Below are 25,566 nucleotides of genomic sequence, written 5' to 3'. Positions count from 1 at the left end.
ACCCTTCTGCCATGGGGAATGGCGCTGCCTTAGCAGTTGCGGTCGATGGCCCGACCGGCCAGCGCACCCACGCCCGCGCCAATGATGGCGCCCGTGGTGCCGTCCCCGCCCCGGCGATAGCCGTAGCGGTCGCGGCCGCCCTTGCCGATCTCGTTACCGAGCAGGCCGCCGGCGATGGCGCCGATGATCGTGCCGCCCGTGCCATTGTCCCGGCAGCGATAGCCGCCGCGATACCCGCGATAGCCATTGTTGCGATAATAGCGGTCGCCACGATAGCTGCGATAATAGTCGCCACGGTCGTATCCGCCGCGATAGCCGCGGTAGCCGCGATCATAGCCGCCGCGATAATAATCCCCGCGGTCGTATCCGCCGCGATAATATTGCGCGCTGGCCGGGGCCGTGGTGGCCGCGAAGGACGCGACGCCCATGGCGAGGGCCGCGCCCAGATTCACAAGAAACTTCGTCTTCATGGCGGTTCTCCTCATCTTGCCATCCTCTGGGGCGGCCGTCTGACAGAACGGGAAAGCCCTTCGATTGCACCCCTTATGGCCGAGTCGCCTTGAGCCGAGGCTGAATGCGGGTGACAGGCTGCGTTCAGGGACCGACATTCTATCACATGCCTGCTGCGGCCTGTCGACAAATCGCATAAGGCCAGTGCCGATGCTGCGAATCCTGATCGTGCTGGCGCTGGCCATCCTGCTGCTGCCGCCCGCGCCTCCATCCAAGCCTGCGGCGATCCGGCCCGCAGACCTGCTGGTGCGGGCGCAGCCGCTGGCGCTCAGCAGCGCCGATCCCGCGCTCCGGCGGGCAGGGGCGCTCACCTATCTGGGCGGCTGGTCGCTCGAAAGCGACAATCCGGGCTTCGGCGGCATTTCGTCCATGCTGGTGGGGGAGGGCGGACAGGTGCTGGCCTTGAGCGATTCCGGCATCCTGATGGGATTTCACATGGGGGCGGGCGAGCCGCGCCGCCGCCCCTTCATCGCGCCGCTGCCGATCCGGCCGCAGGACCGGGACCGGCCTTGGTGGCAATGGGATTCGGAATCGCTGACTCACGATCCCGCGACCGACCGTTACTGGGTGGGGTTCGAGATGTTGCAGGCGATCTGCCGCTATTCGCCCGGCTTCGCACGGGTGGAGGCGTGCCGGACATGGCCGGAGATCGTGGCGTGGCCCGAAACCGGCTCCATCGAATCGCTCGCGCGGCTGCCGGACGGGCGTTTCCTTGCCATCGGCGAGATGGGGATGACGAGCGACGGGCGGCATGAGGTGCTGCTGTTCAGCGGCGATCCGGCGGAAAAGAGCACGCCCGATCCCGTCCACCTGCGCTACGCCCCGCCGCAGGGGTTCCGCCCCACCGACGCGGTGGCGCTGGACGCGCGGCACCTGCTGGTGCTCAATCGCCGCCTGACGATGAAAGATCTGTTCACCGCCACGGTCGCCATCGTCGATCTGCCCGAACGGCTGGAGCCGGGCGCGCTGCTCAGGGCGCGGACGCTGGCTCTGCTTGCGCCGCCGCTGCTGGCCGACAATTTCGAGGGGCTGGCCGTGACCCGCGAGGGCGGTCGGCCGGTCGTGTGGATCGTGTCGGACGACAACCACGAATTTTTCCAGCGCACGCTGCTGCTGAAATTTGCGCTGCCCGGCTATTCTTGAACGAAGGACGCAAAAAAGCGGCCCGGTGAGGGGCCGCTCCTTATGCCGAAACCTTACAGAAGGCGATCAGGCCGCGACGGCGGCCTTCTTCTTGAGGATGTCGCGCTTCAGGCGGCGGGCCTTGAGCGACAGCTTCTCGTCGCCGGTCTTGACCAGCCAGTTGTCGAGGCCGCCATTATGCTCGACCGAACGCAGGCCATGGGTCGACACGCGCAGCTTCACCGTGGTTTCCAGCGCCTCGGAAATCAGCGAGACATTCTGGAGGTTGGGCAGGAACACACGCTTGGTCTTGTTGTTGGCGTGGGACACATTGTGACCCACCTGGCGGCCCTTGCCGGTCAGCTCGCAGATGCGCGACATATCAAATCAACCTTCAAAAATTCGGGTTCGTTCGGAAAGCCGCGCCGATAACGGGATTCGGGCCAGCCGTCAACCCGCGGCGGCGCTTGACCGCAACCCTTTGGCGCACGCGGCGTTGAGATGTTTCGTTAGCGCAAAGGAGCCGGATATGAAAGCCATCGGTGGCATATTGATCGTCCTGTTGCTGATCCTGGCCGGGGGCATCGCCACCGGTTTCATCGACCTGCAACGCACGCAGACGGGCAGCCTGCCGGAAGTGCAGGTGAAGGGTGGTCAGCTTCCCAAATATGAGGCGAGCGTCGCCAAGGTTGAGGTCGGCACCCGGAACGAGACGGTGGAAGTGCCCACGGTCGACGTGAAGAAGCCCTGATCTTTCCCTGACGCGCGCGGGCGGGTAGGGCAGGGCGATGGTTTCGCCCTTTCCCCTGCCCGATCCGATGCGCCGCGCGCTCGATCTCGCGCGTCTGGCGGGGGAGTCGGGCGAGGTGCCGATCGGCGCTGTCGTGACGAGGGACGGTGCGATCGTCGGCGAAGGGCAGAACCGCAACCGCCGCGATCTCGATCCCACCGCTCATGCAGAGATCGTCGCGATGCGGGCGGCGGCGGCGCATCTGGGCGATTTTCGCCTGACCGGCTGCGACCTGTGGGTGACGCTGGAACCCTGCGCGATGTGCGCGGGGGCGATTTCCCATGCGCGGATTGCGCGGCTTTACTATGCCGTCGCCGATCCCAAGGGGGGAGCGGTGGAACAGGGACCGCGCCTTTTTACCCAGTCGCAATGCCTGCACCGGCCCGAAGTCTATGGCGGCCTTGCCGAGGCGGAAGCGTCAGCGCTGCTGCGCGACTTTTTCGCCGCCCGGCGCTGAATAGTCGATGCGGTAGAGCCGGTAGGGCAGCGTCATGCCCGTGCGCAGCGTCACGGGCCGGAGCCATGCCGGAACCTGTCCCCGCATGAGGCCCGCATAGAAGCCCTGGGGACTGCGCGCCTGATAGATGGTGCCTTCGGGGAAGTTGGGACAGAGCAGCAGATAGGTCGCATGATGCTTCGCCGCGATGGCGCGGAAGCCGCTTGGCCGACCGTCGAACGCATGATGGATGTCGAGGATGGTCGCGCCGTTGCGGTGATAGGGTCCGGCGAGCGCGCTGTGATGCGTCGTCGCGATCAGGCGCGGCCCCAGATCGACCATGGTGAAGATCGTCGCGGGCGGCAACTGGTCCAGCACTTCGAGCGCGGGCAGCGTGCGGCAGCGCCCGTTCGCCTTGTTGATCGCATCGGTCCTCGCCTTGGCGGAGGGGCGCCAGGGTTTCGGCACGGTGCCGGTCGCCTGCCGGTAGAGGTTCAGCGCCTGCGGGTAGAGCGGATAGGCGAAGGCGATGGTCGCCAGCAGCGCCGCGCCCGCCCCCGCCACGATCCGCGCGCGGCGCGATCCGGTGAGTAGCATCGCCGCCAGCCGGTGCGCGGCCCATGCGGCGGGCGGGATCGCCATCAGTTGCGCCGCCGGACCCGCGCGGAGCTGCCAGAAGAGGAGCGCGGTCGAAAAGAGCATCATCAGGCCGACCGTCGCCCAGGCCCAGAGCCGTTCGCTGTCACGCCGCGCGTCCCACAGCGCCCAGAGCAGGCCGAGCAGCCCCGCCACCGGCACGGCAAGCAGCGGCACGACGAGGCTCTGCGCCTGCGCGGTGATGGGCTTGGCCTCGCGGATGTTGACGAGCCAGAGCCGCTGGAGTTCGGGCGAAATCTGATAGGGGGACAGGCATTGCGGCCAGTTGAGATAGAGGAACGCCGCCACCGCGCCGCCCACGACCGCTCCCGCCGCCATCCGCACGGGCCATGTCCGCAAGGGCAGGAGCGCCAGCATCGTCATGCCCGCGCCCGCCGCGCCGAACACCGCGACCCAGATGGGGGAGATCGCGTCGCATACCATCGCCCGATTGGCGTAGCTCGCGAACAGCAGGTATAGGATCGACGTGCCGCCCGCGAGGCTCAGCGCATAGGGCAGCATCCGCCTCTCCGCGCCGGGCCGGAACACCCAGCGCAGCGCGATCAGCGCGCCGCCCGCCGCCAGATAGACGATCATTTCCATGCCGATGGCGACGGACAGCGCGCTGGTCAGCCCCGCGACGATGCCGCCGCGCACGCGCCGTTCGTCGATCACCCCCGCGAGCATCGCCAGCGCCAGCGCCAGTTGCCAGCCATGATGATCTATGCGCATCGGCGCATACATTCCGAGCGCCATCTGTGTGGCGAGCGGGGCCAGCGCGGCGAGCAGCCAGCCGTTCGGCCCCGCCAGCCGCCGCCCGATGAAGCCGAGGCTCAGCATCAGCGGAAAGAGCGGGAACAGCGGCGCGATGCCGCAGGCCAGCCGATCCGCCAGCCCCTGATCCACGAAGGCGCGGAAGAACAGCATGAGGGCCGCGATGGGCAGGTCCACCAGCCGCGACCAGTGGATGTTCGCCCCGCCCGGCGGATCGAGCCGATATTGCCGCAGGTCATACCAGCCCTGTCCGGCGAGCCAGTCCTTCACCTGCACATAGCGGATGTTGTCGTCGGTATCCCCCAGCACAAGCCAGTGGATCGCCTGCCATCGGTCCGCGACATTGGCGGCCGCGATCACGACCCACAGGAGGAAGGTCAGCCACACCCAGTGCCGTGCGCCATAGCCGCCGACGATCCGCAGCCAGTGGGGAAAGCGGGCGCGCAGGGATTGGCGGCTAGGCAAGGTCATGGCGGTGGATTAGACGCTCGTCCGTAAAGCGCAACGGGGCCGTTCATGAATTTGCTGTCACGATTGTCACCGGAGCAGCAGGCGCTCTTCTGGCAGATCGCCCGCTATGGCGTGACGGGCCTGTTCGTCACCGCCTGTCAGGCCGCGATCTACTGGACGCTGGCCGCGCCCGTGGGGCTGCACCCGCAACTCGCCAACACGGCGGGATTCTGCGCGGCGGTGCTGATCGGCTATGTCAGCCATAACGCCTTCACCTTTCGCGGGCAGGAGAAAGAGGGCAGCCATGCCGCACGTGGCGTCCGCTTCGCGGCGGTGTCGCTGGTCAGCTATGCGCTGAATGCGCTGTGGGTTTTCCTGTGCGTCACGCATATGGGCTGGCCGGAATGGTCGCCCATTCCGGCCATGATCTTCGTGACGCCGGCGGTGGTGTTCGCGCTCAACCGCCAGTGGGTGTTCCGGTAAAGGCCGCCGGTCCGCCAAAATCCTCCCCTTGCAGGGGAGGATGTTTTCAGTGGACGAAGCGGGCGACCACGTCGCGGTAGGATCGGCTGACCTTCACCTGCGCGCCGCTTTCGAGGACGAGGAAGCATTCGCCGTTGGTGTGGGGCTTCACCTGCCGCACCTGGCTCAGATTGACGATGGTGGAGCGGTGCACGCGCTGGAAATTCCGGGGGTCGAGCCGCTTTTCCAGATCCTTCATCGTTTCTCGCAGGATCAGCGAATTGTCGGCGGTGTAGATGCACATATAGTCGCCCGCCGCGTCGATCCGCTCGATCGAATCCACATCCACGCGGAAAATCTGCCCGCGATCCTTGATGTTGATGAGCTTTTCAAAGCGGTTGGACGCGGGCGCATCGTCGTCCGCCGCGAAATCGTTCATCGCCTGCGGGGCGACTTCGGCCAGCACCTCGCGCAGCTTTTCCACCTCCTGCACCTGCCGCTTTTCGGACAGGCGCTGGCGCACCCGGTCGAGCGCGTCGGCAAGGCGGCCTTCCTCGACCGGCTTCATGAGATAGTCGACCGCCTGCGCTTCGAACGCGCGGATCGCATAGTCGCTGTAGGCGGTGACGAAGATGAACAGCGGCGGCTCCACCTCCATCATCCCCTGCACGACGGAAAAGCCGTCGAAGCCGGGCATCTGGATGTCGAGGAACACAAGGTCGGGTTTATGCGTCTTGATCGCACGGATGGCTTCGCGGCCATTGGTGCAGGTTTCGATGATTTCCACATCCTCATGCGCTTGCAGACGGAGTGCAAGGCCTTGAATAGCCAGGCTTTCGTCGTCGACGAGGATCGTTCTGATGGTCATGCGGCCACTTTCGATGTTTCATCCATGTTCAGCGGAAGTTCGATGATGACCGAAAATCCGCCCGGAGTGGAACGCGTTTCGAAGCTCTGCCGTTCCCCGAAGGCCTGAATTAGCCGGTCGCGGATATTCGGCAGGCCAACGCCGGTCCCTTCGCTCATGGGAATGTGCGGCGTCATTCCGCTTTCGTTCAATCCCGGCCCGGTGTCCGATACGACGATCCGGACGTTTTCACCGGCAGGCTGCGCGCTGACCGTGATGTCCGCGCCTTCCTCCTTGGGGGTGACGGCATATTTGATCGCATTTTCGACCAGCGGCTGAAGAAGGAGCGAGGGAAGCCGCGCCTTGCCCACCGCCGGGTCGATGCTGAAACTGGTGCGCAGCCGGTCCTCGAAGCGCATCTTCTCTATCTCCAGATAGAGTTTCAGCGTCTCGATCTCCTGTTCGATCGTCACCTGCGCGGTGGGTTCGTTGATGAGCGTGTAGCGCAGGAAGGAAGAAAGGCGTGAGAGCATCGCGTTCGCGCGGTCCGTCTGCTTCAGCAGCACCAGCGTCGAGATGGAGTTGAGCGTGTTGAACAGGAAATGGGGATTGAGCTGATAGCGCAGCATCGCGAGCTGCGCGTTCGCCGCCTGATTTTCAAGCCGCAGCAACTGGTCCGCCTGTTCTTCGACCGTCAGGTAGAAGTTGATCGCGTAATAGAGCGCGGACCATGCGCCGATCAGCGTGACGGACAGGTAGAAAGCGCCGAGGAAAAGCTGCAACCCCGCCGTTTCGCTCGCGCGGTTCTGGGTCGAGAAGACCCATGCGTCGATGAAGGCGACGAGACCCGCCGCCAGCACTACGGTGACGATGGACACGCCCCATGTGACGATGGGCCGCTGCCTTTGCAGGAAGCGGAAGACGACCGCGATCAGCAGCGTCACCGAATAGCCGGTGATAGTGGAGATGAGCACCGGGATCAGGCTGGAGAGCGGCTGTCCGTTGGCGACGGTCGAGGAGCCGCGCAGCAGGAAGGCGCCCGCCCATCCCAGCGACTGAAGGTTCCAGAAAGCGCGGTTCTTGTCCGCGAAGAAGGGCTGGGGCTGAATGCGGGTCGCGGACATGACGCTGACGACCCTAGAGGCTTTCGGCGCGCTCGGGAAGCGGGGTCAGGCGGCGACCGCCGGCTCGTCCGCCATGGGCGTCACCTCGTCGGTGCAGATCCAGCAGAGTTCGGTCAGGTCCAGTGCGCGGCCGTCATGCGCCTGAATCATCACACCGAGGATCGGCTGCCGGTCGCGAATGTCGGCCAGCACCTGACAGGAGGGCGGAGCGCAGCCCCATTTTTCACCCCACACGCGCAGCGCGATCATCGCGGGAGCGAGATCCTGCCCCTTTTCGGTGAGGCGATATTCGACCTTCCGCCGGTCGCACATCATCGGCTGGCGCAGCATGATGCCGTTTTCGACGAGGCGCGACAGCCGGTTGGCGAGGATGTTGCGGGCGATGCCCAGCGTGGACTGGAACTCTTCGAAATGGCGCAGGCCCGCGAGCGCGCCGCGCAGGATGAGGAAGGACCAGCGCTCGCCCATCGCCTCCAGCGCGGCCGGGAGCGCGCATTGTTCCAGATCCTGGGCAAGATTATGTTTCATAAGCCAACATGCATAGCGCAAAGCGGCGTTTGATGCAAAAGCTCCGCTTGTCTGACCATAAGTGGGATTTTTTAGTTGCGCCGCAAGCCTGTTCTCACACAATCGGGCCACGATGCTGCGTCAATATGAACTTGTCGAACGGGTGAAGCGCTACGATCCGGATGCGGACGAAGCGATGATCAACCGCGCCTACGTCTTTTCGGTCCAGAAGCACGGGAGCCAGAAGCGCGCCAGCGGCGACCCCTATTTCAGTCACCCGATCGAGGTGGCGGGCATCCTGACCGATTTCAATCTCGACGATCAGACCATCGTCACCGCGCTGCTCCACGACACGATCGAGGACACGCTCGTCACCTATGAGGAGATAGAGAGCGCCTTCGGTCCCGATGTCGCGCGCATGGTCGATGGCGTCACGAAGCTCAGCAAGATCGAGGCGATGAGCGAGAATGAGCGGGCTGCGGAAAATCTCCGCAAATTCCTGCTCGCCATGTCGGACGACATCCGCGTGCTGCTGGTGAAGCTGGCCGACCGGCTGCACAATATGCGCACGCTGCATTTCATCAAGAACCCGGACAAGCGCCGCCGCATCGCGCGCGAGACGATGGACATCTACGCCCCGCTCGCCGAGCGGATCGGCATGTATGACTTTATGCGCGAGATGCAGCTCCTCGCCTTCCGCGAGATCGAGCCGGAAGCCTATGACAGCATCACCCGGCGGCTGGAGCAACTGAAGGAAGGCGGCCATGACAAGGTCGACCGCATCGGCGCGGAACTCCAACTGCTGCTGGCGGGCAAGGGGCTGTCGGTCAGCGTGTCGGGCCGCGAAAAGCATCCCTACTCCATCTGGAAGAAGATGCAGGAACGGCACATCAGCTTCGAACAACTGACAGACGTGATGGCGTTCCGCGTCATCACCGACAGCACCGAGGACTGCTACCGCGCGCTCGGCATCATCCACCAGACGTTCAAGATGGTGCCGGGCCGGTTCAAGGATTATATCTCGACCCCCAAGCGCAACGGCTACCAGTCGCTGCACACCACCGTCATCCATCAGGACAACGCCCGGATCGAGGTGCAGATCCGCAGCCGGTCGATGCATAATGACGCCGAACTGGGCCTCGCCGCGCACTGGGCCTACAAGCAGAAGGGCGACGCCGCCGACCAGCATGCCGCATGGCTGCGCGACCTCGTCGAAATATTGGAGCAGAGCCAGGACGCGGACGAACTGCTCGAACATACCCGCATGGCGATGTATCAGGACCGCATCTTCGCTTTCACCCCCAAGGGCGAGCTGCACCAGTTGCCCAAGGGATCGACCACGGTCGATTTCGCCTATGCCGTGCACACGTCGCTCGGCAACCAGACGGTAGGCGCAAAGGTCAACGGGCGGGTCGTGCCGCTGCGCACGGCGCTGGAAAATGGCGATCAGGTCGAAATCCTGAAATCGGTGGGGCAGGAACCGCAGCCCGGCTGGCTGACCTTCGCCATCACCGGCAAGGCGCGCGCCGCCATCCGCCGCTACATCCGCCAGAAGCAGCGCGGCGAGGAAATCAAGCTGGGCGAAAAACTCTATGAGGAGATTGTCGGCCGCTTTTCCCCCGATCTGGCGAAGGAGCTGGGGGACAAGGCGCTCACCGCCGCGATCAAGCGACTGAAGCTGGAGGATCGCGCGGCGCTGATGGTCGCCATCGCGACGCACCGCGTGCTCGACCATGAGGTGATGGAAGCGCTCGTCCCCGGCTCCACCACCGCCGAAGGCGTGGAGGAAGCGCATCCGCGTCAGCATCAGCCGGTCTCGATCCGGGGGCTTACGCCCGGCATCGCCTACAGCCTGGGCGATTGCTGCCACCCGGTGCCGGGCGACCGGATCGTGGGCGTGCGCCGCACCGGCGAGCCGATCGAGGTGCACACGATCGACTGCCGGTCGCTGGAGGTGGAGCAGGACGACGACTGGGTCGACCTTGCCTGGGACAGCAAGTCGAAGGGCGGGACCGCGCGCCTGTCCGTCATCGTCAAGAACCAGCCCGGCGCGCTCGCCGCCGTCGCCAACGTATTCGGCGCGACGAAGGCGAACATCCTCAACCTGCAACTGGTGAACCGCGAAGGGCCGTTCCACACCGACGTCATCGACCTGGAGGTCGCCGACGCGCAGCATCTCAATCGTATCCTGTCCGCCCTGCGCGCGCTCGACATCGTGGTGCAGGCGGACCGGGTGTAGATCGCCGCTGTTCCGCCTGTGCCAGAACGGGGCAGGTTTCCGTTAACCCTGTTCCGATGTTGGAGTGCGGGCAGGCGAGGCCTATCGTCCCGGCCATGCGCACCCTGTCCACCTGTCTCCTCGTCTCCGTCGCGGTCATCTCATCGGCGATGGCGCAGGCGGGGCGGGCGCCCTTCACCGTTGCGGAAACCGGAGCCACCTACGGCACCATCGGCGATGCGCTCGCCGCCATCGGGGACGGGCGCGGCACGGTGGTGGTCGCGCCGGGCACCTACCGCCAGTGCGGCGTGCAGCAGGGCGGCGACGTCACCATCCGCGCCGCGACGCCCGGCACCGCGATCTTCGACGGCGTGCCGTGCGAGGGCAAGGGCGCGCTTGTCCTGCGCGGCCGGTCGAGCAGTATCGACGGCCTCATCTTCCAGAATATCCGTGTGCCTGACGGCAATGGCGCGGGCATCCGCCTCGAAAGCGGGAACCTCTCCGTCGCCAACAGCCTGTTCCGCAACAGCGAGGAAGGTATTTTGACCGGCGACTATGCGGGCGGGCAGGTGACGATCGACAAGTCGACCTTCCGCAAGCTCGGCCGGTGCGACCGCGACCTCGACTGCGCGCACGGCGTCTATATCGGTAGGCTCGCCAGCCTTTCCGTCACCAACAGCCGCTTCGACCAGGGTGATGGCGGTCATTATCTCAAGACCCGCACGGCGCGCGTCACCATCACCGGCAACAGCTTCGACGACAGCGCCGGACATCTCACCAACTATATGATCGACCTGTCCAACGGCGCGAGCGGGGTCATTTCGGGCAATGAGATGGTGCAGGGCAGGGACAAGGACAACTGGTCCGCCTTCATCACCGTCGCGCCCGAAGGCCGCGAACATTCGAGCGCGGGGCTGACGATCGAGGGGAACAGCGCCGGTTTCGTGCCGGGGCTGGAGCGCGGCTCCACCTTCGTTGCCAATTTCACCGACGATCCGGTGAAGATCGGCGCGAACCGGCTTGCGCCCTCGATGAAGGTCAAGGACCGCCGCTGATCCTCCGGCGCTGACTTTCCCGCGCGGCGCGTGTAGGGTGGCGCGATGCGCACCACCTATTACAGCGCCACCGTGCGCCTCTATCACCTGAGCGACGACGGCGGCGCGACCACCATCCTCTACGGCCCCCTGAGCGAAGCGCTGCGCGTCGCGGAACAGCAACCGGCCGAGGTGCAGGACGGGCTGTTCCTCGCGACCGACAATGACGTGGTGGCTTATCTGGATTTTGTGGAGGGGTGATGCCTACCCCTCGAAACCGAAGGGCGCGCGCGTCCTTCTGTAATCGTCGGGCAGCATTTCGCGGCCGATGGGCGGGGCGGAGCGGGCCATGCAGTTGGCGCGGTGGCACAGGCGGCAGGTGACGCCGATGGGGGTCGGCTCGGCCGGAGCCGCGTCCCGCGTATAGACCAGCCGGTGTGCGTGTTCGGCTGCGCAGCACAGCGCGATGGCGCGTTCGACCTTCGCCGCGCCCCAGCCGCCGCCACCCGCCGTCACCGTGCGCGCGATGGAGAAAAATCGCTGGCCGTCGGGCAGTTCCAGCCATTGCGTCACCACTTCGCGCGGGCGCTCGAACACCCGGTGCACCGACCAGAGCGGGCAGGAACCGCCGTGCCGCGCGAAGGGAAAGCCCGCGCCGTCGAGCCGCTTGGAGACATTGCCCGCCGGATCGACGCGCAGGAAGAAGAAGGGCACGCGCTCCTGCCCCGGCTTTTGCAGCGTGGTCAGCCGGTGCGCGGTCTGTTCGAAGCTGGCGCCGAACTGCCGCCCCAGCGCCTCGACATCGTAAGCCTTGGCCTCCACGGCCTTGGCGAAGGCGGAATAGGGCATCAGGATCGCCGCCGCGCCGTAGCTCGCCAGCGCCCGCCGCGCGAGCCGCTGGCCGCTGGCGCCCGAAAACTGCCCTTCCTTCAGCAGCGCGTCGAAGCCCTTGCGCATTTCGAGATAGGCGATCTGGAGCGCGAGCTGGAACTGCGCGCTCGCTCCGTCCAGCGTCTCGTCCAGCAGCACGGCGTCGCGATGCCGGTCGAGCCGCCGCATCGACCCCGCCATCACATCCGAAGGCAGGTGCCGCACCCGCAGATTGTGCCGTGCGCGCAGCCACCCGGACAGCCCGCCTTCGGCCTCCGCCTCCGCTGCCAGCCGCTCACCCAGATCGTCGAGCAGCGGGAAACAGTTGCGACGCGCGGCGAGGAAGCGGCGCGATTCGGCGACCGGATCGGCGGCGTCCTCCGCCGGAGCCGCATCCGCGCCCCGGTCGGCGAGCGCCAGATGCTCCTCGCGATAACTGGTGTAGAGCCGCAGCAGCGCTTCGGTGATGCCGGGATAATTGACCGCGACATCGCCCGTCGCCAACGCGGGCAGGTCGATGTCCGCGAACATCGGATCGCGAAGGACGGCCTGCAGCCGCGCCGTCTGTTCCGCGCCGCCATCGCCCGCGACCTCCGCCATGTCGAGCCTGTAGGTGCGGGCGAGGCGCAGCAGCATGTCGGCGGTCAGCGGCCTCTGGTTGCGTTCCAGCAGCGCGACATAGGAAGCGCTGATGTCCAGATCGGCCGCCATGTCCGCCTGCGTCAGACCCAGCTCGCGCCGCAGCCGCCGCAGCCGCGGACCCATATAGACCGGGCGGTCCTTCGCCATCAGATCGTCTCCCTTGTGCACTCTTTACAACTTTACACCGGATTTCTGTAAAGATCGACAACTGAACTTCGGCCCCTCTGCGCAAAGTCGCTTTACCTGTCTACTTCGCCGTCCATTCCCGCACTCAAGGATGGACGATCATGACCTATCACAGCGAAATCGCGAAAGCCGGCGAACTGCTTGGCGGCCAGCAGGACTGGGACGGCATCGCCGCCGAATCGGTCGCGCGCATGCGCCTTCAGAACCGGTTCCAGACCGGCCTCGACATTGCGCGCTACACCGCGAAGATCATGCGCGAGGACATGGCCGCCTATGATGCGGACCCGGCCAACTACACGCAGTCGCTGGGCTGCTGGCACGGTTTCATCGGCCAGCAGAAGATGATCTCCATCAAGAAGCATTTCGGCACGACCAAGGGCCGCTACCTCTATCTGTCGGGCTGGATGGTCGCCGCGCTGCGCAGCGAGTTCGGCCCGCTGCCCGACCAGTCGATGCATGAAAAGACCAGCGTCCCCGCGCTGATCGAGGAACTCTACACCTTCCTGCGTCAGGCGGACGCCCGCGAACTGGGCATGATGTTCCGCGAGCTGGATGCGGCCAAGGCGGCGGGCGACGCGGTCGCCACCCACCGGCTGCTGCACAAGATCGACGAATATGAGACGCATGTCGTCCCCATCATCGCCGACATCGACGCGGGCTTCGGCAATGCCGAGGCGACCTATCTGCTCGCCCGCAAGTTCATCGAGGCGGGCGCCTGCTGCATCCAGATCGAAAACCAGGTGTCGGACGAAAAGCAGTGCGGCCACCAGGACGGCAAGGTCACGGTGCCGCATGAGGACTTCCTCGCGAAGATCCGCGCGGTCCGCTACGCCTTCCTCGAACTGGGCGTCGACGATGGCATCATCGTTGCGCGCACCGACAGCCTTGGCGCGGGCCTGACCAAGCAGATCGCCTACAGCCGCGAGGCGGGTGACATCGGCGATCTCTATAATGGTTTCCTCGACTGCGACCCGGTCGATCCCGCCGCGCTGGGCCATGGCGACGTGCTCATCAGCCGCGACGGCAAGCTGGTGCGTCCCAAGCGCCTGCCTTCGAACCTCTATCAGTTCCGCGCGGGCACCGGCGAGGATCGCTGCGTCCTCGACTGCATCACCGCGCTGCAGAACGGCGCGGACCTGCTGTGGATCGAGACGGAAAAGCCGCATATCGGCCAGATCGGCGGCATGGTCAGCCGCATCCGGGAAGTCATCCCCAACGCCAAGCTGGTCTACAATAACTCGCCCAGCTTCAACTGGACGCTGAACTTCCGCCAGCAGGTGTTCGACGCATGGGAGAAGGAAGGTCGCGACCTGTCCGCCTATGACCGCGCGAAGCTGATGAGCGTGGACTATGACGGCACCGACCTCGCCGCCGAAGCCGACGAGCGCATCCGCACCTTCCAGAAGGATGCGGCGCGCGAGGCAGGCATTTTCCACCACCTCATCACCCTGCCGACCTATCACACGGCGGCGCTCAGCACGGACAATCTCGCCAAGGAATATTTCGGCGATCAGGGCATGCTGGGCTACGTCAAGGGCGTGCAGCGGCAGGAAATCCGCCAGGGTATCGCCTGCGTCAAACATCAGAACATGGCCGGGTCCGATCTGGGCGACGACCATAAGGAATATTTCGCGGGCGAAGCGGCGCTCAAGGCGGGCGGCGCACACAATACGATGAACCAGTTCGCGGCCTGACCGGCCGCGGGGGAACCTGTTCGCCGCCTGATCCCATTCCGCTGCGCGGTGTGCAGACCATGCAGCGACGCCTTCCCGGCCGGTTAACCCGATGCCGGTCGGGAAGGCAGCTATTTCCGCAATTTCGTGGCGCGCCACGATCGAGAGCCATCATGCGGCCCGAGGGGCACTCTCGTCCGCATGCTTGGGTGGAAGAACTGGACGGTCCGGCGGCGCACGCCGGGCCGTCTTTTTTTGCCGTTGTGCCGGTCCGGTGAAATCCGTCCGGCCCTGTATCCCGCGCGGACGATGGGCTATGTGGACGCCATGGCCTACACGCTCATCACCGCCAATCGCAATTACAGTAGCTGGTCGCTGCGCCCATGGGTGCTGATGAAGGCGCTCGGCATCGCGTTCGAGGACCGGGTCGAACCCTTCGCCGCGGCGACCAACTATGCCGCCTTCCGCAGCTTTTCGCCAACGGGGCAGGTGCCTGCGCTGGTGGACGGGGACCGCACCGCCTGGGATTCGCTCGGCATCGCGCTCTACCTTGCCGACCGGCACCCCGGCGTCTGGCCCGCCGACGAAGCCGCGCGCGCCTTCGCGCAGTGCGCCGTTGCGGAAATGCACAGCGGCTTCGCTACCCTGCGCAACGACTGCACGATGAATGTCGGCGTCCGGGTCGAACCCAATATGCCCTCGCCCGCACTCCATCGCGACATCGCCCGTTTGCGCGAACTGTGGGGTCAGGGGCTGGACCGCTTCGGCGGGCCGTTCCTCGCGGGCAGCGTCTTCACCGCCGCCGACGCCTTCTACGCGCCGGTTGCCTTCCGGGTGCGCACATACCGCCTTGACGTGGGGCCGGTGGCGCAGCGCTGGGTCGACCATATGCTCGATCACCCCGCCATGCGGCAGTGGGAGGCGGAGGCGCTCGCCGAAACATGGCGGGAGGACGCGCATGAGGCGGAACTGGCGGCGGCGGGCCGGATCGTCGCGGATTATCGGGCGACGTAACTTTCTTGTCGCAGACAAAGAAAAAACGGCCACTTCCTGTCGTGCGGCCCCTTCCCCGAATGGCTTTCCGGGTCTAGGGGGTGGCATCATGGTTAAGCCCCGCACCCTTTATGAGAAGATCTGGGACGCGCACGTTGTCGAGCGCCGCCCGGACGGCACCTGCCTCATCTATATCGACCGGCACCTCGTCCATGAGGTGACGTCGCCGCAGGCGTTCGAGGGGCTTCGCATCGCAGGGCGCAAGGTGCGGCGGCCCGACCTGACGCTGGCGGTGCCCGATCACAACCTGCCCACCACCGCGCGGCGCGATGCGGCGGGCAACCGCATTCCCATCGCCGACCCCGAAAGCGCGCAGCAGCTTGCCGCGCTGGAGAAGAACGCGCCCGAATTCGGCGTCCGCCTGATCGGCGACGCGGACCCGGAGCAGGGCATCGTCCATGTGATCGGCCCGGAACAGGGCTTCACCCTGCCGGGCACGACGCTGGTGTGCGGTGACAGCCATACCAGCTCGCACGGGGCGCTGGGCGCTCTGGCCTTCGGCATCGGCACGAGCGAGGTCGAGCATGTGCTGGCGACGCAGACTCTGCTGCTCAAGCAGTCGAAGACGATGGAAGTCGTGGTCGAGGGCGAACTGGCCCCCGGCGTCACGCCCAAGGATGTCGCGCTCGCCATCTGCGGCCGGATCGGCACGGCGGGCGGGACGGGTCATGTCATGGAATATCGCGGGTCGGTCTTCCGCGACATGTCGATCGAGGGCCGGCTGACCGTCGCCAACATGTCGATCGAGGCGGGCGCGCGATCGGGCCTGTTCGCGCCCGACGACAAGACCTTCGCCTATCTGGAAGGCCGCCCGATGGCGCCCAAGGGGGCGGACTGGGACGCGGCTGTCGCTTACTGGCGGACGCTGCACACCGACGAGGGCGCGACTTTCGACCGGACGGTCGTGATCGACGCCGCCGACATCGTGCCGACCGTCACCTGGGGCACAAGTCCCGAAGATGTGGTGGCCGTGACCGGCACCGTGCCCGATCCGCTGAGTTTCGCCGATCCGAGCAAGCAGGCCGCCGCGCAGAAGTCGCTCGACTATATGGGCCTCACCGCCGGGCAGCGGATGCAGGATGTCGCCATCGAGCATATCTTCATCGGAAGCTGCACCAACAGCCGGATCGAGGATCTGCGCGCCGCCGCCGCTCTGCTGAAAGGACGGACCAAGGCGCCGGGGGTCAAGCATGCGATGGTCGTTCCCGGCTCCGGCCTCGTCAAGCGGCAGGCGGAGGAAGAGGGGCTGGACCGCATCTTCCTCGACGCCGGGTTCGAATGGCGCGAGCCGGGCTGTTCGGCGTGCCTGGGCATGAACCCCGACAAGGTGCCCGCGGGCGAACGCTGCGCATCGACCAGCAACCGCAACTTCATGGGCCGTCAGGGACCGGGATCGCGCACCCATCTGGTCTCGCCAGCGATGGCCGCCGCCGCCGCCATCACGGGCCGGCTGACCGACGTGCGCGAATTGCTGAACAAGTAAAACGGGGAGAGGTCGCGATGAAGAAGATATTCTGGCTGCTGACGCTGGGCGCTCTGGCCAGCGCCGCCATGGCCGCGACGCTGGGCCGCGCCGAAGACTCGCCGCCCACGGACATCAAGAAGAGCCGTTGATGGAAAAACTGACCACAGTCGAAGGACGCGCCTACCCGTTCGGAATGAAGAATGTCGACACCGACATCGTCATTCCGGCGCACTGGCTCAAGACCATTTCGCGTTCCGGCCTTGGGCGCGGGGCGTTCGAGGTTCTGCGCAAGGAACCGGGCAACGTCTTCGACGATCCGCGCTATGCAGGCAGCCCGATCCTGATCGCGGGCGACAATTTCGGTTGCGGGTCGAGCCGCGAACATGCCGCCTGGGCGCTCGACGACCTCGGCATCCGCGTCGTGATCGCGCCCAGCTTTTCCGACATCTTCTCGGGCAACGCGTTCAAGAACGGCATCCTGACCGTGGTGCTGCCGCAGGACGCGGTCGACCGGCTGCTGGAAGTCGCGAAGACGGACGAGATACACGTCGATCTGGAAGCGCAGACCGTCACCACGCAGTTTCAGGACCGCTTCTCCTTCGAGATCGATCCGTTCCGCAAGCATTGCCTGCTGGGCGGCCTCGACGAAATCGGCCTGACGCTGGGCGATGCGGACGTGATCGACCGCTACGAAGCCGTTCAGGCGCAGGAACGTCCATGGCTGGCGCCCGCCGCCGTTGCGTAATCGCGCGTCAGTTCCTATCACAGGATAACGGACCGGCATCAGGACAGGGCAGACCCGCATGACAACTTTCGACGATCGCGAAAAAGCGTTCGAAAATATGTTCGCCCACGATCAGGAAATGGAATTTCGCATCCAGGCGCGCCGCAACCGGCTGCTGGGCGAATGGGCGGGAGCGAAGATGGGCCTGACACCCGAAGAGACGGACGCCTATGCCAAGGCCGTCGTGCAGGCGGATTTCGAGGAAGCGGGCGACGAGGATGTGATCCGCAAGCTGCTGGGCGACATGACGCAGGCGGGCGTCGACATCGACGAAGCAGGCGTGCGCGCCGCGCTGGACGAGCAGGCGGTGATCGCGCGCCGCATGTTCATCGAATAAGGACGCGCCGCAGCGATGCCGATGGCAGCCGACGATATTGCGGACATGATCCGCGCCGCAATCCCCGATGCGCAGGTGGAGATCACCGATCTGGCCGGGGACGGCGACCATTATGCCGCGCGCGTCGTGGCGGAAAGCTTTCGCGGCATGACCCGCGTGGCGCAGCAGCGCGCGGTCTATGCGGCGCTGGGCGGGCGGATGGGCGGCGTGCTTCACGCCTTGCAACTCACCACCGCCGTTCCCAACTAGATCGCCAGCGACTTTTCGCGCGCCATCGCGAAGCCAGACAGAATGGACACCACTTACATGACCGACGCCGTGCACCAGCGCATCGCCGACATCGTCAACGGAAACGATGTCGTCCTCTTCATGAAGGGCACGCCGCTCTTCCCCCAATGCGGCTTTTCCAGCCGCGCCATCGCGATCCTGGAGCATCTGGGCGTCGCCTATGACACCGTCGACGTGTTGCAGGATCAGGGCATCCGTCAGGGGATCAAGGCTTTCTCGGACTGGCCGACCATCCCGCAGCTTTATGTGAAGGGTGAATTCGTCGGCGGCAGCGACATCATGATGGAGATGTATGAGGCCGGCGAACTGCAGCAGCTGATGACCGATCAGGGCGTCGCCGCCGCAAACTGACCCCGCGCGCCGGGAATAAATATGGGGCGGTCCGGGATGCCGGGCCGCCCCTTTTGCATACCTGCATGAAGCCGATTGACTACATCCGTAATCAATGCGATTACATCTGTAGTTGCCAAAGACGAATCGGGTGCGGGTCAGGTGAGCGAGAAGATCAGCGAAGCGGAACTGGTGGTGATGGAGGCGCTGTGGGAACAGTCGCCGCAGACCGCCAGCGATGTCGCCGAGCGCGTCGCCCGCGAACGGGACTGGAGCGTCCAGACGGTCAAGACCCTGCTGTCGCGGCTGATGGCGAAGGACGCCATCGCCGCCGATCAGGACGGCCGCCGCTTTCTCTACCGCCCGCTGGTGCAGCGCGACGATTATGTCGCGGGCGAATCCGGGCGGCTGGTCAATCGCCTGTTCGGCGGGCGCGTGTCGCCGCTGGTGGCGCAACTGGCGCAGCAGGATCAGTTGACGGCGGACGACATCGCCGAGCTTGAGGAAATCCTGAAAGGGCTGAAATCATGAGCGTCTGGGTCGCCGAAACGCTGATCGCCACGACATTGCTGATGGCGCTGGTGATGATGGTGCGGCGGCCCGTGGCGCGCTGGCTGGGGGCGGGGACGGCCTATATGCTCTGGGCGCTGCCGCTCGCGCGCATGGCGCTGCCCGCGCTGCCCAATGACGTCGATCCATCGCCGCTGCATGTCGCGGTCGATCAGGCGGGGTTGCCCGCGCTGCTCGCCGTGGCGCCCGCAACGGCGGCGGCGCCTGTCGCCGACACCGCTATGCCATGGCTGGAGATCGCTATTACGCTGTGGCTTATGGGGCTGATCGCCTTTCTCGCGGTGCAGGCGGTCGGCTATGTGCGCTTTCGCCGCCACATGCTCGACGGCGCGACCGATCTGGGGCGGGAGGGGCGCATCCGCCTCATCGCCAGCCCCCATGCGTCGGGGCCGCTGGCCTTCGGCGTGCTGCGGCCCTTCATCGTGCTGCCCGCCGATTTCGGCCTGCGCTACGACCCGCAGGAACAGGACATGGCCATCGCCCACGAACGCGCGCACCATGAGCGCGGCGATCTTGCCGCCAACATGATCGCGCTGCTGCTGCTGGCGGTTCACTGGTGCAACCCCGTCGCCTGGATCGCCTATCGCGCCTATCGCGCCGATCAGGAAACCGCCTGCGACGCCCGCGTGCTGGGAGTTTATGGCCGCGATCAGGCCCATGCCTATGGCCGCGCCATCCTGAAGGCGGCGGGCGGACGGCAGTTCGCCGGTGCCTGTCACCTGACCCGCATCACCGCCTTGAAAGGGAGGCTGAAAATGCTTTCGAACCACGATATGTCGTTGCGCCGCATCAGTTGGGGCATGGCCGCCGTCGCGCTCGTCACCGCCACCGGCCTTGCGCTGACCGCATCGGGCAGCCGCGCCGCGCAGCAGATGGCGGCGATCACGCAGAAGGTGGAGACGGCCGACTTCGCGCGCCTTTCCGATCTGGTGGCGGAGCCTGCGGCCATCGCTGCCCCCGCTGAACCCGCCGCGCCCTCTGCCCCGGCACAGTCCGCGCGCGCTTCCTCAGCCTCGCCGGTCGCCGTCGCCGCTCTAGCCGCGCCCGATGCGCCGATTGCGCCCGCCGCCGACATGATCGCGCCGGTCCCGCCGACACCGCCCGCGCCGCCGGTCGTGCGTTCGGGCAGGGACGGCATCACCGTCACCTACGCCGACGGTCGCGTCGAAACCCACCGCATCCCTTCCGCCGCAGACATCGCCCGCTCCGTTCCCGTGATCGACGTGCGCGAAGGCTGCGACGCGGGCAAGGACAGCACCACCCATCGCGAATTTACCGACAGCAGCGGCCGCAGGCATGTGCGCGTGCGCATCTGCACGGCGGGCGCAGACCGCGCGGCGGCGATGGCCGACCGTCAGGCCCGCATCGCCGAGCGGGAAGCGGAACGCGCCGCGCGCTATGAGGAGATGGCCGCCGACAGGGCAGCGCGTCAGGCAGAACTGGAAGCGGCACGCGCCGAACGGTCGGTGCAGGTCGTCACGCTGGGTCGCCTGCGCGCCGCTCGTGCCCAGATGGCGGTCAATCCCTCCATCCCCGCCGATGCCCGCACGCAGGCGCTGCGGGAGATGGACAAGTCCATCGCGCGGCTGAGCACGGATCGCGACTAGACCGTAACGATTTCCGGCAGGATGGCGTCGAGCAGCAGCATGCCCGCTGCCGTCACCTGCACACGCGGCCCTGAGCGGCGGATCAGCCCCAGCGCCGTCAGCCGTTCCACTGCGGCATGGTCGATCAGGGCGTCGTCCGCGATCTCGCTCGACCCGGCGATCCGGCTGAGGTCCACGCCCTCGTGCAGGCGCAGCCCCATCAGCAACGCCTCGCGCGCGCGATCTTCCCCCGCCAGCGGCTCTTCGCTCTGGATGCCGTGGCCGTTGCGCCCGATCCCGCTCATCCAGTTTTCGGGCTTACGGTGCCGCAGCGTCGCGATGCCGCCGCGCCGCCCGTGCGCGCCCGGCCCGATCCCGGCATAGTCGCCATAGCGCCAATAGGTGAGGTTATGGCGGCTTTCCTGCCCCGCGCGGGCATGGTTGCTGATCTCATAGGCGGGAATGCCCGCCGCGACCGTCATCGCCTGCGTGCATTCATAGAGGGTCGCGCCATGATCGGGATCGGCCGGGGTCAGCCTGCCCTGCGCCACCAGCGTCGCAAAGCGCGTCCCCGGCTCGATCGTCAACTGGTAGAGCGAAAGGTGCCCCGTGCCGAAGGAGAGGGCGCGGGCCAGTTCCGCTTCCCAGTCGGCTTCGCTCTGCCCCGGCCGCGCGTAGATGAGATCGAAGCTCACCCGCCCGAACGCGCGCTGCGCCGTGTCGAGCGCCGCCAGCCCCTCCGATACGTCATGCGCGCGCCCTAGGAAATGCAGCGCCTCGTCCTCCAGCGCCTGCAAACCCAGCGACACGCGGTTGACGCCCGCCGCCGCCAGATCGGCAAAGCGCGCCGCCTCGACCGAATTGGGATTGGCCTCCAGCGTGATTTCGATGTCCGGCGTGAAGCCCCAGTGCCGTTCCGCCGCGCCGATCAGCGTTTCCACGAGGGCAGGGGGCATCAGCGATGGCGTGCCGCCTCCGAAGAAGATCGAGGAAAGCGGCCGCTCCCCGGTCAGCGCCGCCTCATGCGCCATGTCCGCCAGCAGCGCCGCCTGCCACGCAGCCACATCCACGCTGTCGCGCACATGGCTGTTAAAATCGCAGTAAGGACATTTGGAAATGCAAAAGGGCCAATGAATATATAAAGCGAGAGGCTGGCCGGTGGACGGCTGGGGCGGGGGTTTGGTGGACATGATCGGGGGCTTCCCTAAACGGGTTTGGCGCGGCTTGCCATGGGCGCTGTGCGTTGCCGCGCTGTGCGGCGGCGGCGAGGCTGGCGTGGCGTCGGAGGCGATCCTGCCGCCAGCGCCTGTCATTGCGCCGACGCCTGCCGCCCCGGTGGCCGCCGCGCCCGCCGCGCGGACTGCCTATGCCTATCCCGTCGCGCCGACTGCCGCTGTCATGGCCGCGAGCTTTTACGGCATGGAGGAAGCGCCGCGCGGGAATGCGCTGCTTCGTCAGGCGATGCTCGACGCGCATAATGACGAGCGCGCCGCCCTGCGTCTTGCGCCGCTGGCGTGGGACGATGCGCTCGCCGCCGACGCGGCCCGCTACGCCGAAGAAATGGCGCGCACGGGCGCCTACCGTCACAGCGCCAGAGCGAGCCGCACGATCCCCAGCGGCGAAAATCTGTGGATGGGGCCGCGCCGCCTCTCCAGCTATCAGGTTATGGCGCAGGCCTTCCTCAACGAGAAGGCGGACTTCATCCCGACCGCGAAGCTGCCCGACTTCAGCCGGACCGGCCACTGGCAGCAGGTCGCGCATTACACCCAGATGATCTGGCGCGGCACGCAGAAGGTGGGCTGCGCGCTGGGCGAGGGGCGCGATTATGATTATCTCGTCTGCCGCTATTTCCCGGCGGGCAACGCCTTTGGCAAAGGTCCGTTCGATGCCGACGAGGCGACGCTTGCGATGGCCTCGCCGGGCGAGGGGCCGCGTTAGAAGACTGCCGCCACCAGCCTGGCGAAGGCGTCGGCGCGGTGGCTCATCGCATGTTTGGCGTCAGGGTCCATCTCGCCGAAGCTGATCGCATGGCCGTGCGGCTGGAACATCGGATCGTAGCCGAAGCCTTTGTCGCCGCGCGGCGGCCATACCAGCGTGCCGTCGACCCGCCCCTCGAACGCCTCGACATGCCCATCGGGCCATGCGAGCGCCAGCGCGCAGACGAAATGCGCGTCATGGCCCGCATCCGGCCCGCTGGCCTCTACGCCCTCCCACACCTTGCGCATCGCAAGGCCGAAATCCTTGTCCGGCCCGGCCCAGCGCGCGGAGAAAAGCCCCGGATCGCCGCCCAGCGCCTCGACGCACAGGCCGCTGTCATCGGCGAGCGCAGGCAGACCTGAAAGGTCCGCCGCCTGCATCGCCTTGAGTTCGGCGTTGGCGATGAAGGTCGTGCCGGTCTCCTCCGGTTCGGGCAGGTCGAGGCTGGCGGCCGAAATCGGCTCGATGCCATAGGGGCCGAGCAGCGCCGCGATCTCCCGCACCTTGCCCGCATTATGGCTGGCGATCACCAGCTTGCCGGGACCAAGCTTGCGGATCGCCTGTTCCTGCCCGAAATCGTCAGACATTGATGTTCCTCTTCGTCATCCCGGCCCTGAGCCGGGATCCCGCTTTTCTTCAAGGGGAAGCTGGACCCCGGGTCAAGCCCGGGGTGACGAAGGGTTTCAGCGCCCCGTCGCTGCGTCCTGCGCGGCGAAAATCTTTGCGCAGCCGATACGGGCGAGGCGCAGGAGGCGGAGCAGTTCCTCCTCGTCATAGGCTGCGCCTTCCGCTGTCGCCTGCACCTCGGCGAACTTGCCGTCGCCCGTCAGGATCAGGTTGGCGTCGGTCTCCGCATTGCTGTCCTCGGCATAGTCGAGGTCGAGCACGGGCGTTCCTTCATAGATGCCGCAACTGATCGCCGCGACCTTCTGGATGATCGGGTCTTGCGCCAGCGCGCCACTCGCCAGCAGCTTGTCCACCGCGATGCGCAGCGCGACCCAGCTCCCCGAAATCGCCGCCGTGCGCGTGCCGCCATCGGCCTGGATCACGTCGCAGTCGATCACGATCTGCCGCTCGCCCAGCTTCTTCATGTCGACGACCGTGCGCAGCGAACGGCCGATCAGGCGCTGGATTTCCTGCGTGCGGCCCGACTGCTTGCCCTTCGCTGCCTCGCGGCTGCCGCGCGTGTGGGTGGCGCGGGGCAGCATCCCATATTCCGCCGTGACCCAGCCCGATCCCTTGCCGCGCAGGAAGGGCGGCACTTTCTCCTCCACCGACGCGGTGCACAGCACCCGCGTGTCGCCGAAACTGACGAGGCAGCTTCCCTCGGCATGGATGGTGAAGCCGGGCTCCATGGTGATGTCGCGCATCTGGTCGGGCGCGCGGCCGGAAGGACGCATAGAAATTCTCCGCAAATCAGGTTGCGGCCGCCTTAGAGCATCGGTGCCGATTGTGGGAACCGCTTTTTCCAAAGGCGTCGAAATGCCCCGCCGCGTCAGGGCGGCGGGGCATCGCGTCCGGTCAGAAGCGGTAGCCGATCGTCAGTTGAAGGATCGGATAGACCTTGTAGCCGTCAATGTCGTCCTGCACGCTCTGGCGTTCGGCTTCGAGGTCGGCGCGCAGTTCGGCCGAATCGAGCGTGCCGGTGTAGGTCAGCGGCTTGATCCTGACGCGGCCCTGGAACAGCGCGCCCGCCTCGACCCCGAACACGAAGCCCGACGACAGGCCGCCGCCATAGCCCAGCGTCAGCGCCGGCGCGAAATTCTTGATGTCGGTGTTGGCGCGCAGCGTGCCGATCTCCGCCGCCGTATAGGTCGTGCCGTTGATGTCGTAGGTGCCGCCGCTCGGCTCCGCCGTGGCGCGCGCCTTGTTGCCGTTGATGCGGAAGCCGCCCGACAGGCGGAAGCCGCCGCCGAAGGGATAGACGTCGAGCATCGCGCCGAAGGACTGCAGCTTCACCTTGCCGTCATATTCGATGTCGTCGGACTCGAAGCCGTGGCTGATCGACAGGAAGCTGGCATTGGCGCGGATGCCGATATTTTTCGACAGGCGGTATCCCACTTCCGGGCCGATGCCCAGCGTGCCGCCGGTGATGCCGGCATAGAGCCGGGCGTCGTCGTCCTGCGCCGCGAAGGCGGGAGCGGACAGCAAAGCGGCGGCCGTGGCCGCTGTAACAGCAAGAAACTTCATATAAATCCCCCAATAAGCAGGTCCCTGTACAGGACCGGAATGCGACCACGGCGGCGTCTTAGCCGCAGGACATGGCGTCGCATCCCGCAAATGGGGGAGGAGCGGTCGCAGGCGGCGGAGGCCACGCAGGGGCGTGGCAATCGCGCCACAAGATGCTAGGGACGCGATCATGACGATAAGAATGGCGATGGCTGCGGCGATGCTCGCGGTGCTTGCGGGATGCGCCGCAAAGGAAGAGGGGCTGGAGCCGCCCAGGGCGCCGGGCGATGTCATCCGCTTTACCGCCGGACGCTGCTTCGGCGCGTGCCCGGCCTATACGTTGCAGGTGTCGCCCGACGGTTCGGGCCTGCTGGAGCCGCAGCGCTTCACTTCGGTGCCCGGCCCGACGCGCTTTACCGTGACGAATGTCCAGTATCGCAAGCTGGTGGCGACGCTCGCGCCGCACCGCCCCGCGACCGGCACGGCCAAGCGGATCGCGCAGGGGCAGGATTGCGAACGCTTCGCCACCGACATGCCTGCCTATGTCATCGAATGGACGCGGCCCGATCAGCCGGTCACGAAGCTGGAATATCAGTCCGGCTGCATGGACGCCCGCTACGGCCGCCTGCGCGTGGCGATCGCGGCGGTGCCGAAGATCCTCGACCTGCAGCCGATGCTGAACCCCAAGGCGGTGACGCCTTGAGGCGGCGGCGCGCCTCGATTACA

Annotated in this window: 29 protein-coding genes; 18 read left to right on the top strand and 11 right to left on the bottom strand. The window is 66.3% G+C overall.

The window, feature by feature from the left end; translation table 11 throughout:
* Positions 1–29 precede the first annotated feature (29 nt).
* Positions 30–470, bottom strand: a complete 441-nt coding sequence (locus tag SAMIE_RS11945) for a glycine zipper 2TM domain-containing protein (protein ID WP_066700382.1) — start codon at positions 468–470, stop codon at positions 30–32.
* 190 nt (positions 471–660) lie between these two features.
* Between SAMIE_RS11945 and SAMIE_RS11940 the strand changes: the two genes are divergently transcribed.
* Complete coding sequence (locus SAMIE_RS11940; RefSeq protein WP_066700380.1) at positions 661–1,653, top strand: esterase-like activity of phytase family protein; 993 nt, start codon at positions 661–663, stop codon at positions 1,651–1,653.
* A gap of 66 nt (positions 1,654–1,719) precedes the next feature.
* Here the strand turns inward: SAMIE_RS11940 and rpmB are convergent, their stop codons facing one another.
* Entirely contained in the window at positions 1,720–2,013 is a 294-nt protein-coding gene (gene rpmB / locus SAMIE_RS11935; protein ID WP_066700376.1) for a 50S ribosomal protein L28, read from the bottom strand.
* A 148-nt stretch (positions 2,014–2,161) separates the two neighbouring features.
* On the opposite strand from rpmB, the gene SAMIE_RS11930 reads away from it, so the two are divergent.
* Entirely contained in the window at positions 2,162–2,383 is a 222-nt protein-coding gene (locus SAMIE_RS11930) for a hypothetical protein (RefSeq protein ID WP_066700374.1), read from the top strand.
* 37 nt (positions 2,384–2,420) lie between these two features.
* Positions 2,421–2,879 (top strand): nucleoside deaminase, encoded by a 459-nt coding sequence (locus SAMIE_RS11925; RefSeq protein WP_066700373.1) that lies wholly within the window; start codon positions 2,421–2,423, stop codon positions 2,877–2,879.
* Here the strand turns inward: SAMIE_RS11925 and SAMIE_RS11920 are convergent.
* The gene (locus SAMIE_RS11920; protein ID WP_066700371.1) at positions 2,841–4,739 is read right to left on the bottom strand and encodes a hypothetical protein; all 1,899 of its coding nucleotides are present in this window, start codon (positions 4,737–4,739) and stop codon (positions 2,841–2,843) included. The two genes, SAMIE_RS11925 and SAMIE_RS11920, sit on opposite strands and share 39 nt — an antisense overlap.
* A gap of 45 nt (positions 4,740–4,784) precedes the next feature.
* Between SAMIE_RS11920 and SAMIE_RS11915 the strand changes: the two genes are divergently transcribed.
* Positions 4,785–5,201 (top strand): GtrA family protein, encoded by a 417-nt coding sequence (locus tag SAMIE_RS11915; RefSeq protein ID WP_066700370.1) that lies wholly within the window; start codon positions 4,785–4,787, stop codon positions 5,199–5,201.
* Positions 5,202–5,247: 46 nt separating this feature from the next.
* On the opposite strand, the gene SAMIE_RS11910 is transcribed toward SAMIE_RS11915, so the two are convergent.
* Genes SAMIE_RS11910 through SAMIE_RS11900 form a run of 3 tightly spaced genes read right to left on the bottom strand, consistent with a single transcriptional unit; the run spans position 5,248 to position 7,679 of the window.
* A complete protein-coding gene (locus SAMIE_RS11910; RefSeq protein WP_066700369.1) occupies positions 5,248–6,048 on the bottom strand; it encodes a LytR/AlgR family response regulator transcription factor in 801 nt (266 codons plus the stop codon).
* Positions 6,045–7,151 carry a sensor histidine kinase gene (locus SAMIE_RS11905; protein WP_066700368.1) on the bottom strand — a complete coding sequence of 369 codons (1,107 nt, stop codon included), beginning with the start codon at positions 7,149–7,151 and terminating at the stop codon, positions 6,045–6,047. Before SAMIE_RS11905 ends, SAMIE_RS11910 begins: the two co-directional genes overlap by 4 nt.
* Positions 7,152–7,196: 45 nt before the next feature.
* The gene (locus SAMIE_RS11900; protein WP_066700366.1) at positions 7,197–7,679 is read right to left on the bottom strand and encodes a winged helix-turn-helix transcriptional regulator; all 483 of its coding nucleotides are present in this window, start codon (positions 7,677–7,679) and stop codon (positions 7,197–7,199) included.
* A gap of 112 nt (positions 7,680–7,791) precedes the next feature.
* On the opposite strand from SAMIE_RS11900, the gene SAMIE_RS11895 reads away from it, so the two are divergent.
* From SAMIE_RS11895 to SAMIE_RS11885, 3 genes are all read left to right on the top strand, one after another.
* On the top strand, positions 7,792–9,897 hold the full coding sequence (locus SAMIE_RS11895; RefSeq protein ID WP_066700365.1) for a RelA/SpoT family protein: 2,106 nt from the start codon (positions 7,792–7,794) through the stop codon (positions 9,895–9,897).
* 95 nt (positions 9,898–9,992) lie between these two features.
* The gene (locus SAMIE_RS11890) at positions 9,993–10,931 is read left to right on the top strand and encodes a right-handed parallel beta-helix repeat-containing protein (RefSeq protein ID WP_066700363.1); all 939 of its coding nucleotides are present in this window, start codon (positions 9,993–9,995) and stop codon (positions 10,929–10,931) included.
* A 45-nt stretch (positions 10,932–10,976) separates the two neighbouring features.
* The gene (locus SAMIE_RS11885; RefSeq protein WP_066700361.1) at positions 10,977–11,171 is read left to right on the top strand and encodes a hypothetical protein; all 195 of its coding nucleotides are present in this window, start codon (positions 10,977–10,979) and stop codon (positions 11,169–11,171) included.
* A gap of 3 nt (positions 11,172–11,174) precedes the next feature.
* Here the strand turns inward: SAMIE_RS11885 and SAMIE_RS11880 are convergent, their stop codons facing one another.
* Positions 11,175–12,569, bottom strand: a complete 1,395-nt coding sequence (locus SAMIE_RS11880) for a helix-turn-helix domain-containing protein (protein WP_066700349.1) — start codon at positions 12,567–12,569, stop codon at positions 11,175–11,177.
* A gap of 140 nt (positions 12,570–12,709) precedes the next feature.
* On the opposite strand from SAMIE_RS11880, the gene SAMIE_RS11875 reads away from it, so the two are divergent.
* The 9 genes from SAMIE_RS11875 (at position 12,710) to SAMIE_RS11835 (ending at position 20,715) form a co-directional block, all read left to right on the top strand.
* Positions 12,710–14,302, top strand: coding sequence for an isocitrate lyase (locus tag SAMIE_RS11875; protein WP_066700348.1), 1,593 nt, complete (start codon positions 12,710–12,712; stop codon positions 14,300–14,302).
* A gap of 306 nt (positions 14,303–14,608) precedes the next feature.
* Positions 14,609–15,295, top strand: coding sequence for a glutathione S-transferase family protein (locus SAMIE_RS11870; RefSeq protein WP_066700512.1), 687 nt, complete (start codon positions 14,609–14,611; stop codon positions 15,293–15,295).
* 88 nt (positions 15,296–15,383) lie between these two features.
* The gene (gene leuC / locus SAMIE_RS11865; RefSeq protein WP_066700346.1) at positions 15,384–16,817 is read left to right on the top strand and encodes a 3-isopropylmalate dehydratase large subunit; all 1,434 of its coding nucleotides are present in this window, start codon (positions 15,384–15,386) and stop codon (positions 16,815–16,817) included.
* A 130-nt stretch (positions 16,818–16,947) separates the two neighbouring features.
* Positions 16,948–17,544 (top strand): 3-isopropylmalate dehydratase small subunit, encoded by a 597-nt coding sequence (gene leuD, locus SAMIE_RS11860; protein ID WP_066700344.1) that lies wholly within the window; start codon positions 16,948–16,950, stop codon positions 17,542–17,544.
* A gap of 58 nt (positions 17,545–17,602) precedes the next feature.
* Positions 17,603–17,920, top strand: a complete 318-nt coding sequence (locus SAMIE_RS11855; RefSeq protein ID WP_066700342.1) for a DUF1476 domain-containing protein — start codon at positions 17,603–17,605, stop codon at positions 17,918–17,920.
* Between the two features lie 15 nt (positions 17,921–17,935).
* The gene (locus SAMIE_RS11850; RefSeq protein WP_066700340.1) at positions 17,936–18,169 is read left to right on the top strand and encodes a BolA/IbaG family iron-sulfur metabolism protein; all 234 of its coding nucleotides are present in this window, start codon (positions 17,936–17,938) and stop codon (positions 18,167–18,169) included.
* A 57-nt stretch (positions 18,170–18,226) separates the two neighbouring features.
* The gene (gene grxD, locus SAMIE_RS11845; protein WP_066700338.1) at positions 18,227–18,559 is read left to right on the top strand and encodes a Grx4 family monothiol glutaredoxin; all 333 of its coding nucleotides are present in this window, start codon (positions 18,227–18,229) and stop codon (positions 18,557–18,559) included.
* 141 nt (positions 18,560–18,700) lie between these two features.
* Positions 18,701–19,069 carry a BlaI/MecI/CopY family transcriptional regulator gene (locus SAMIE_RS11840; RefSeq protein WP_066700336.1) on the top strand — a complete coding sequence of 123 codons (369 nt, stop codon included), beginning with the start codon at positions 18,701–18,703 and terminating at the stop codon, positions 19,067–19,069.
* Positions 19,066–20,715, top strand: coding sequence for a M56 family metallopeptidase (locus SAMIE_RS11835; RefSeq protein ID WP_066700334.1), 1,650 nt, complete (start codon positions 19,066–19,068; stop codon positions 20,713–20,715). The genes SAMIE_RS11840 and SAMIE_RS11835 overlap by 4 nt, the downstream gene beginning before the upstream one ends.
* Here the strand turns inward: SAMIE_RS11835 and hemW are convergent.
* Entirely contained in the window at positions 20,712–21,884 is a 1,173-nt protein-coding gene (gene hemW / locus SAMIE_RS11830) for a radical SAM family heme chaperone HemW (RefSeq protein ID WP_083952466.1), read from the bottom strand. The genes SAMIE_RS11835 and hemW overlap by 4 nt on opposite strands.
* Here hemW and SAMIE_RS11825 point away from each other — a divergent pair.
* Positions 21,883–22,632, top strand: a complete 750-nt coding sequence (locus SAMIE_RS11825; protein ID WP_232037220.1) for a CAP domain-containing protein — start codon at positions 21,883–21,885, stop codon at positions 22,630–22,632. The two genes, hemW and SAMIE_RS11825, sit on opposite strands and share 2 nt — an antisense overlap.
* On the opposite strand, the gene rdgB is transcribed toward SAMIE_RS11825, so the two are convergent.
* From rdgB to SAMIE_RS11810, 3 genes are all read right to left on the bottom strand, one after another.
* Positions 22,629–23,258 carry an RdgB/HAM1 family non-canonical purine NTP pyrophosphatase gene (rdgB, locus tag SAMIE_RS11820; RefSeq protein ID WP_066700332.1) on the bottom strand — a complete coding sequence of 210 codons (630 nt, stop codon included), beginning with the start codon at positions 23,256–23,258 and terminating at the stop codon, positions 22,629–22,631. The genes SAMIE_RS11825 and rdgB overlap by 4 nt on opposite strands.
* Positions 23,259–23,354: 96 nt before the next feature.
* The gene (rph, locus tag SAMIE_RS11815) at positions 23,355–24,071 is read right to left on the bottom strand and encodes a ribonuclease PH (protein WP_066700331.1); all 717 of its coding nucleotides are present in this window, start codon (positions 24,069–24,071) and stop codon (positions 23,355–23,357) included.
* 121 nt (positions 24,072–24,192) lie between these two features.
* Positions 24,193–24,861 carry a hypothetical protein gene (locus SAMIE_RS11810; RefSeq protein ID WP_066700329.1) on the bottom strand — a complete coding sequence of 223 codons (669 nt, stop codon included), beginning with the start codon at positions 24,859–24,861 and terminating at the stop codon, positions 24,193–24,195.
* 169 nt (positions 24,862–25,030) lie between these two features.
* Between SAMIE_RS11810 and SAMIE_RS11805 the strand changes: the two genes are divergently transcribed.
* Complete coding sequence (locus tag SAMIE_RS11805; protein ID WP_066700327.1) at positions 25,031–25,543, top strand: DUF6438 domain-containing protein; 513 nt, start codon at positions 25,031–25,033, stop codon at positions 25,541–25,543.
* Positions 25,544–25,566: the final 23 nt, after the last annotated feature.

Origin of the sequence: Sphingobium amiense (assembly GCF_003967075.1) — a bacterium.
In the GTDB taxonomy this organism is placed as follows: Bacteria; Pseudomonadota; Alphaproteobacteria; order Sphingomonadales; family Sphingomonadaceae; genus Sphingobium; species Sphingobium amiense.
The sequence above is the reverse complement of the archived record's forward strand: the minus strand, read 5'-3'. Positions and strand labels throughout refer to the sequence as shown.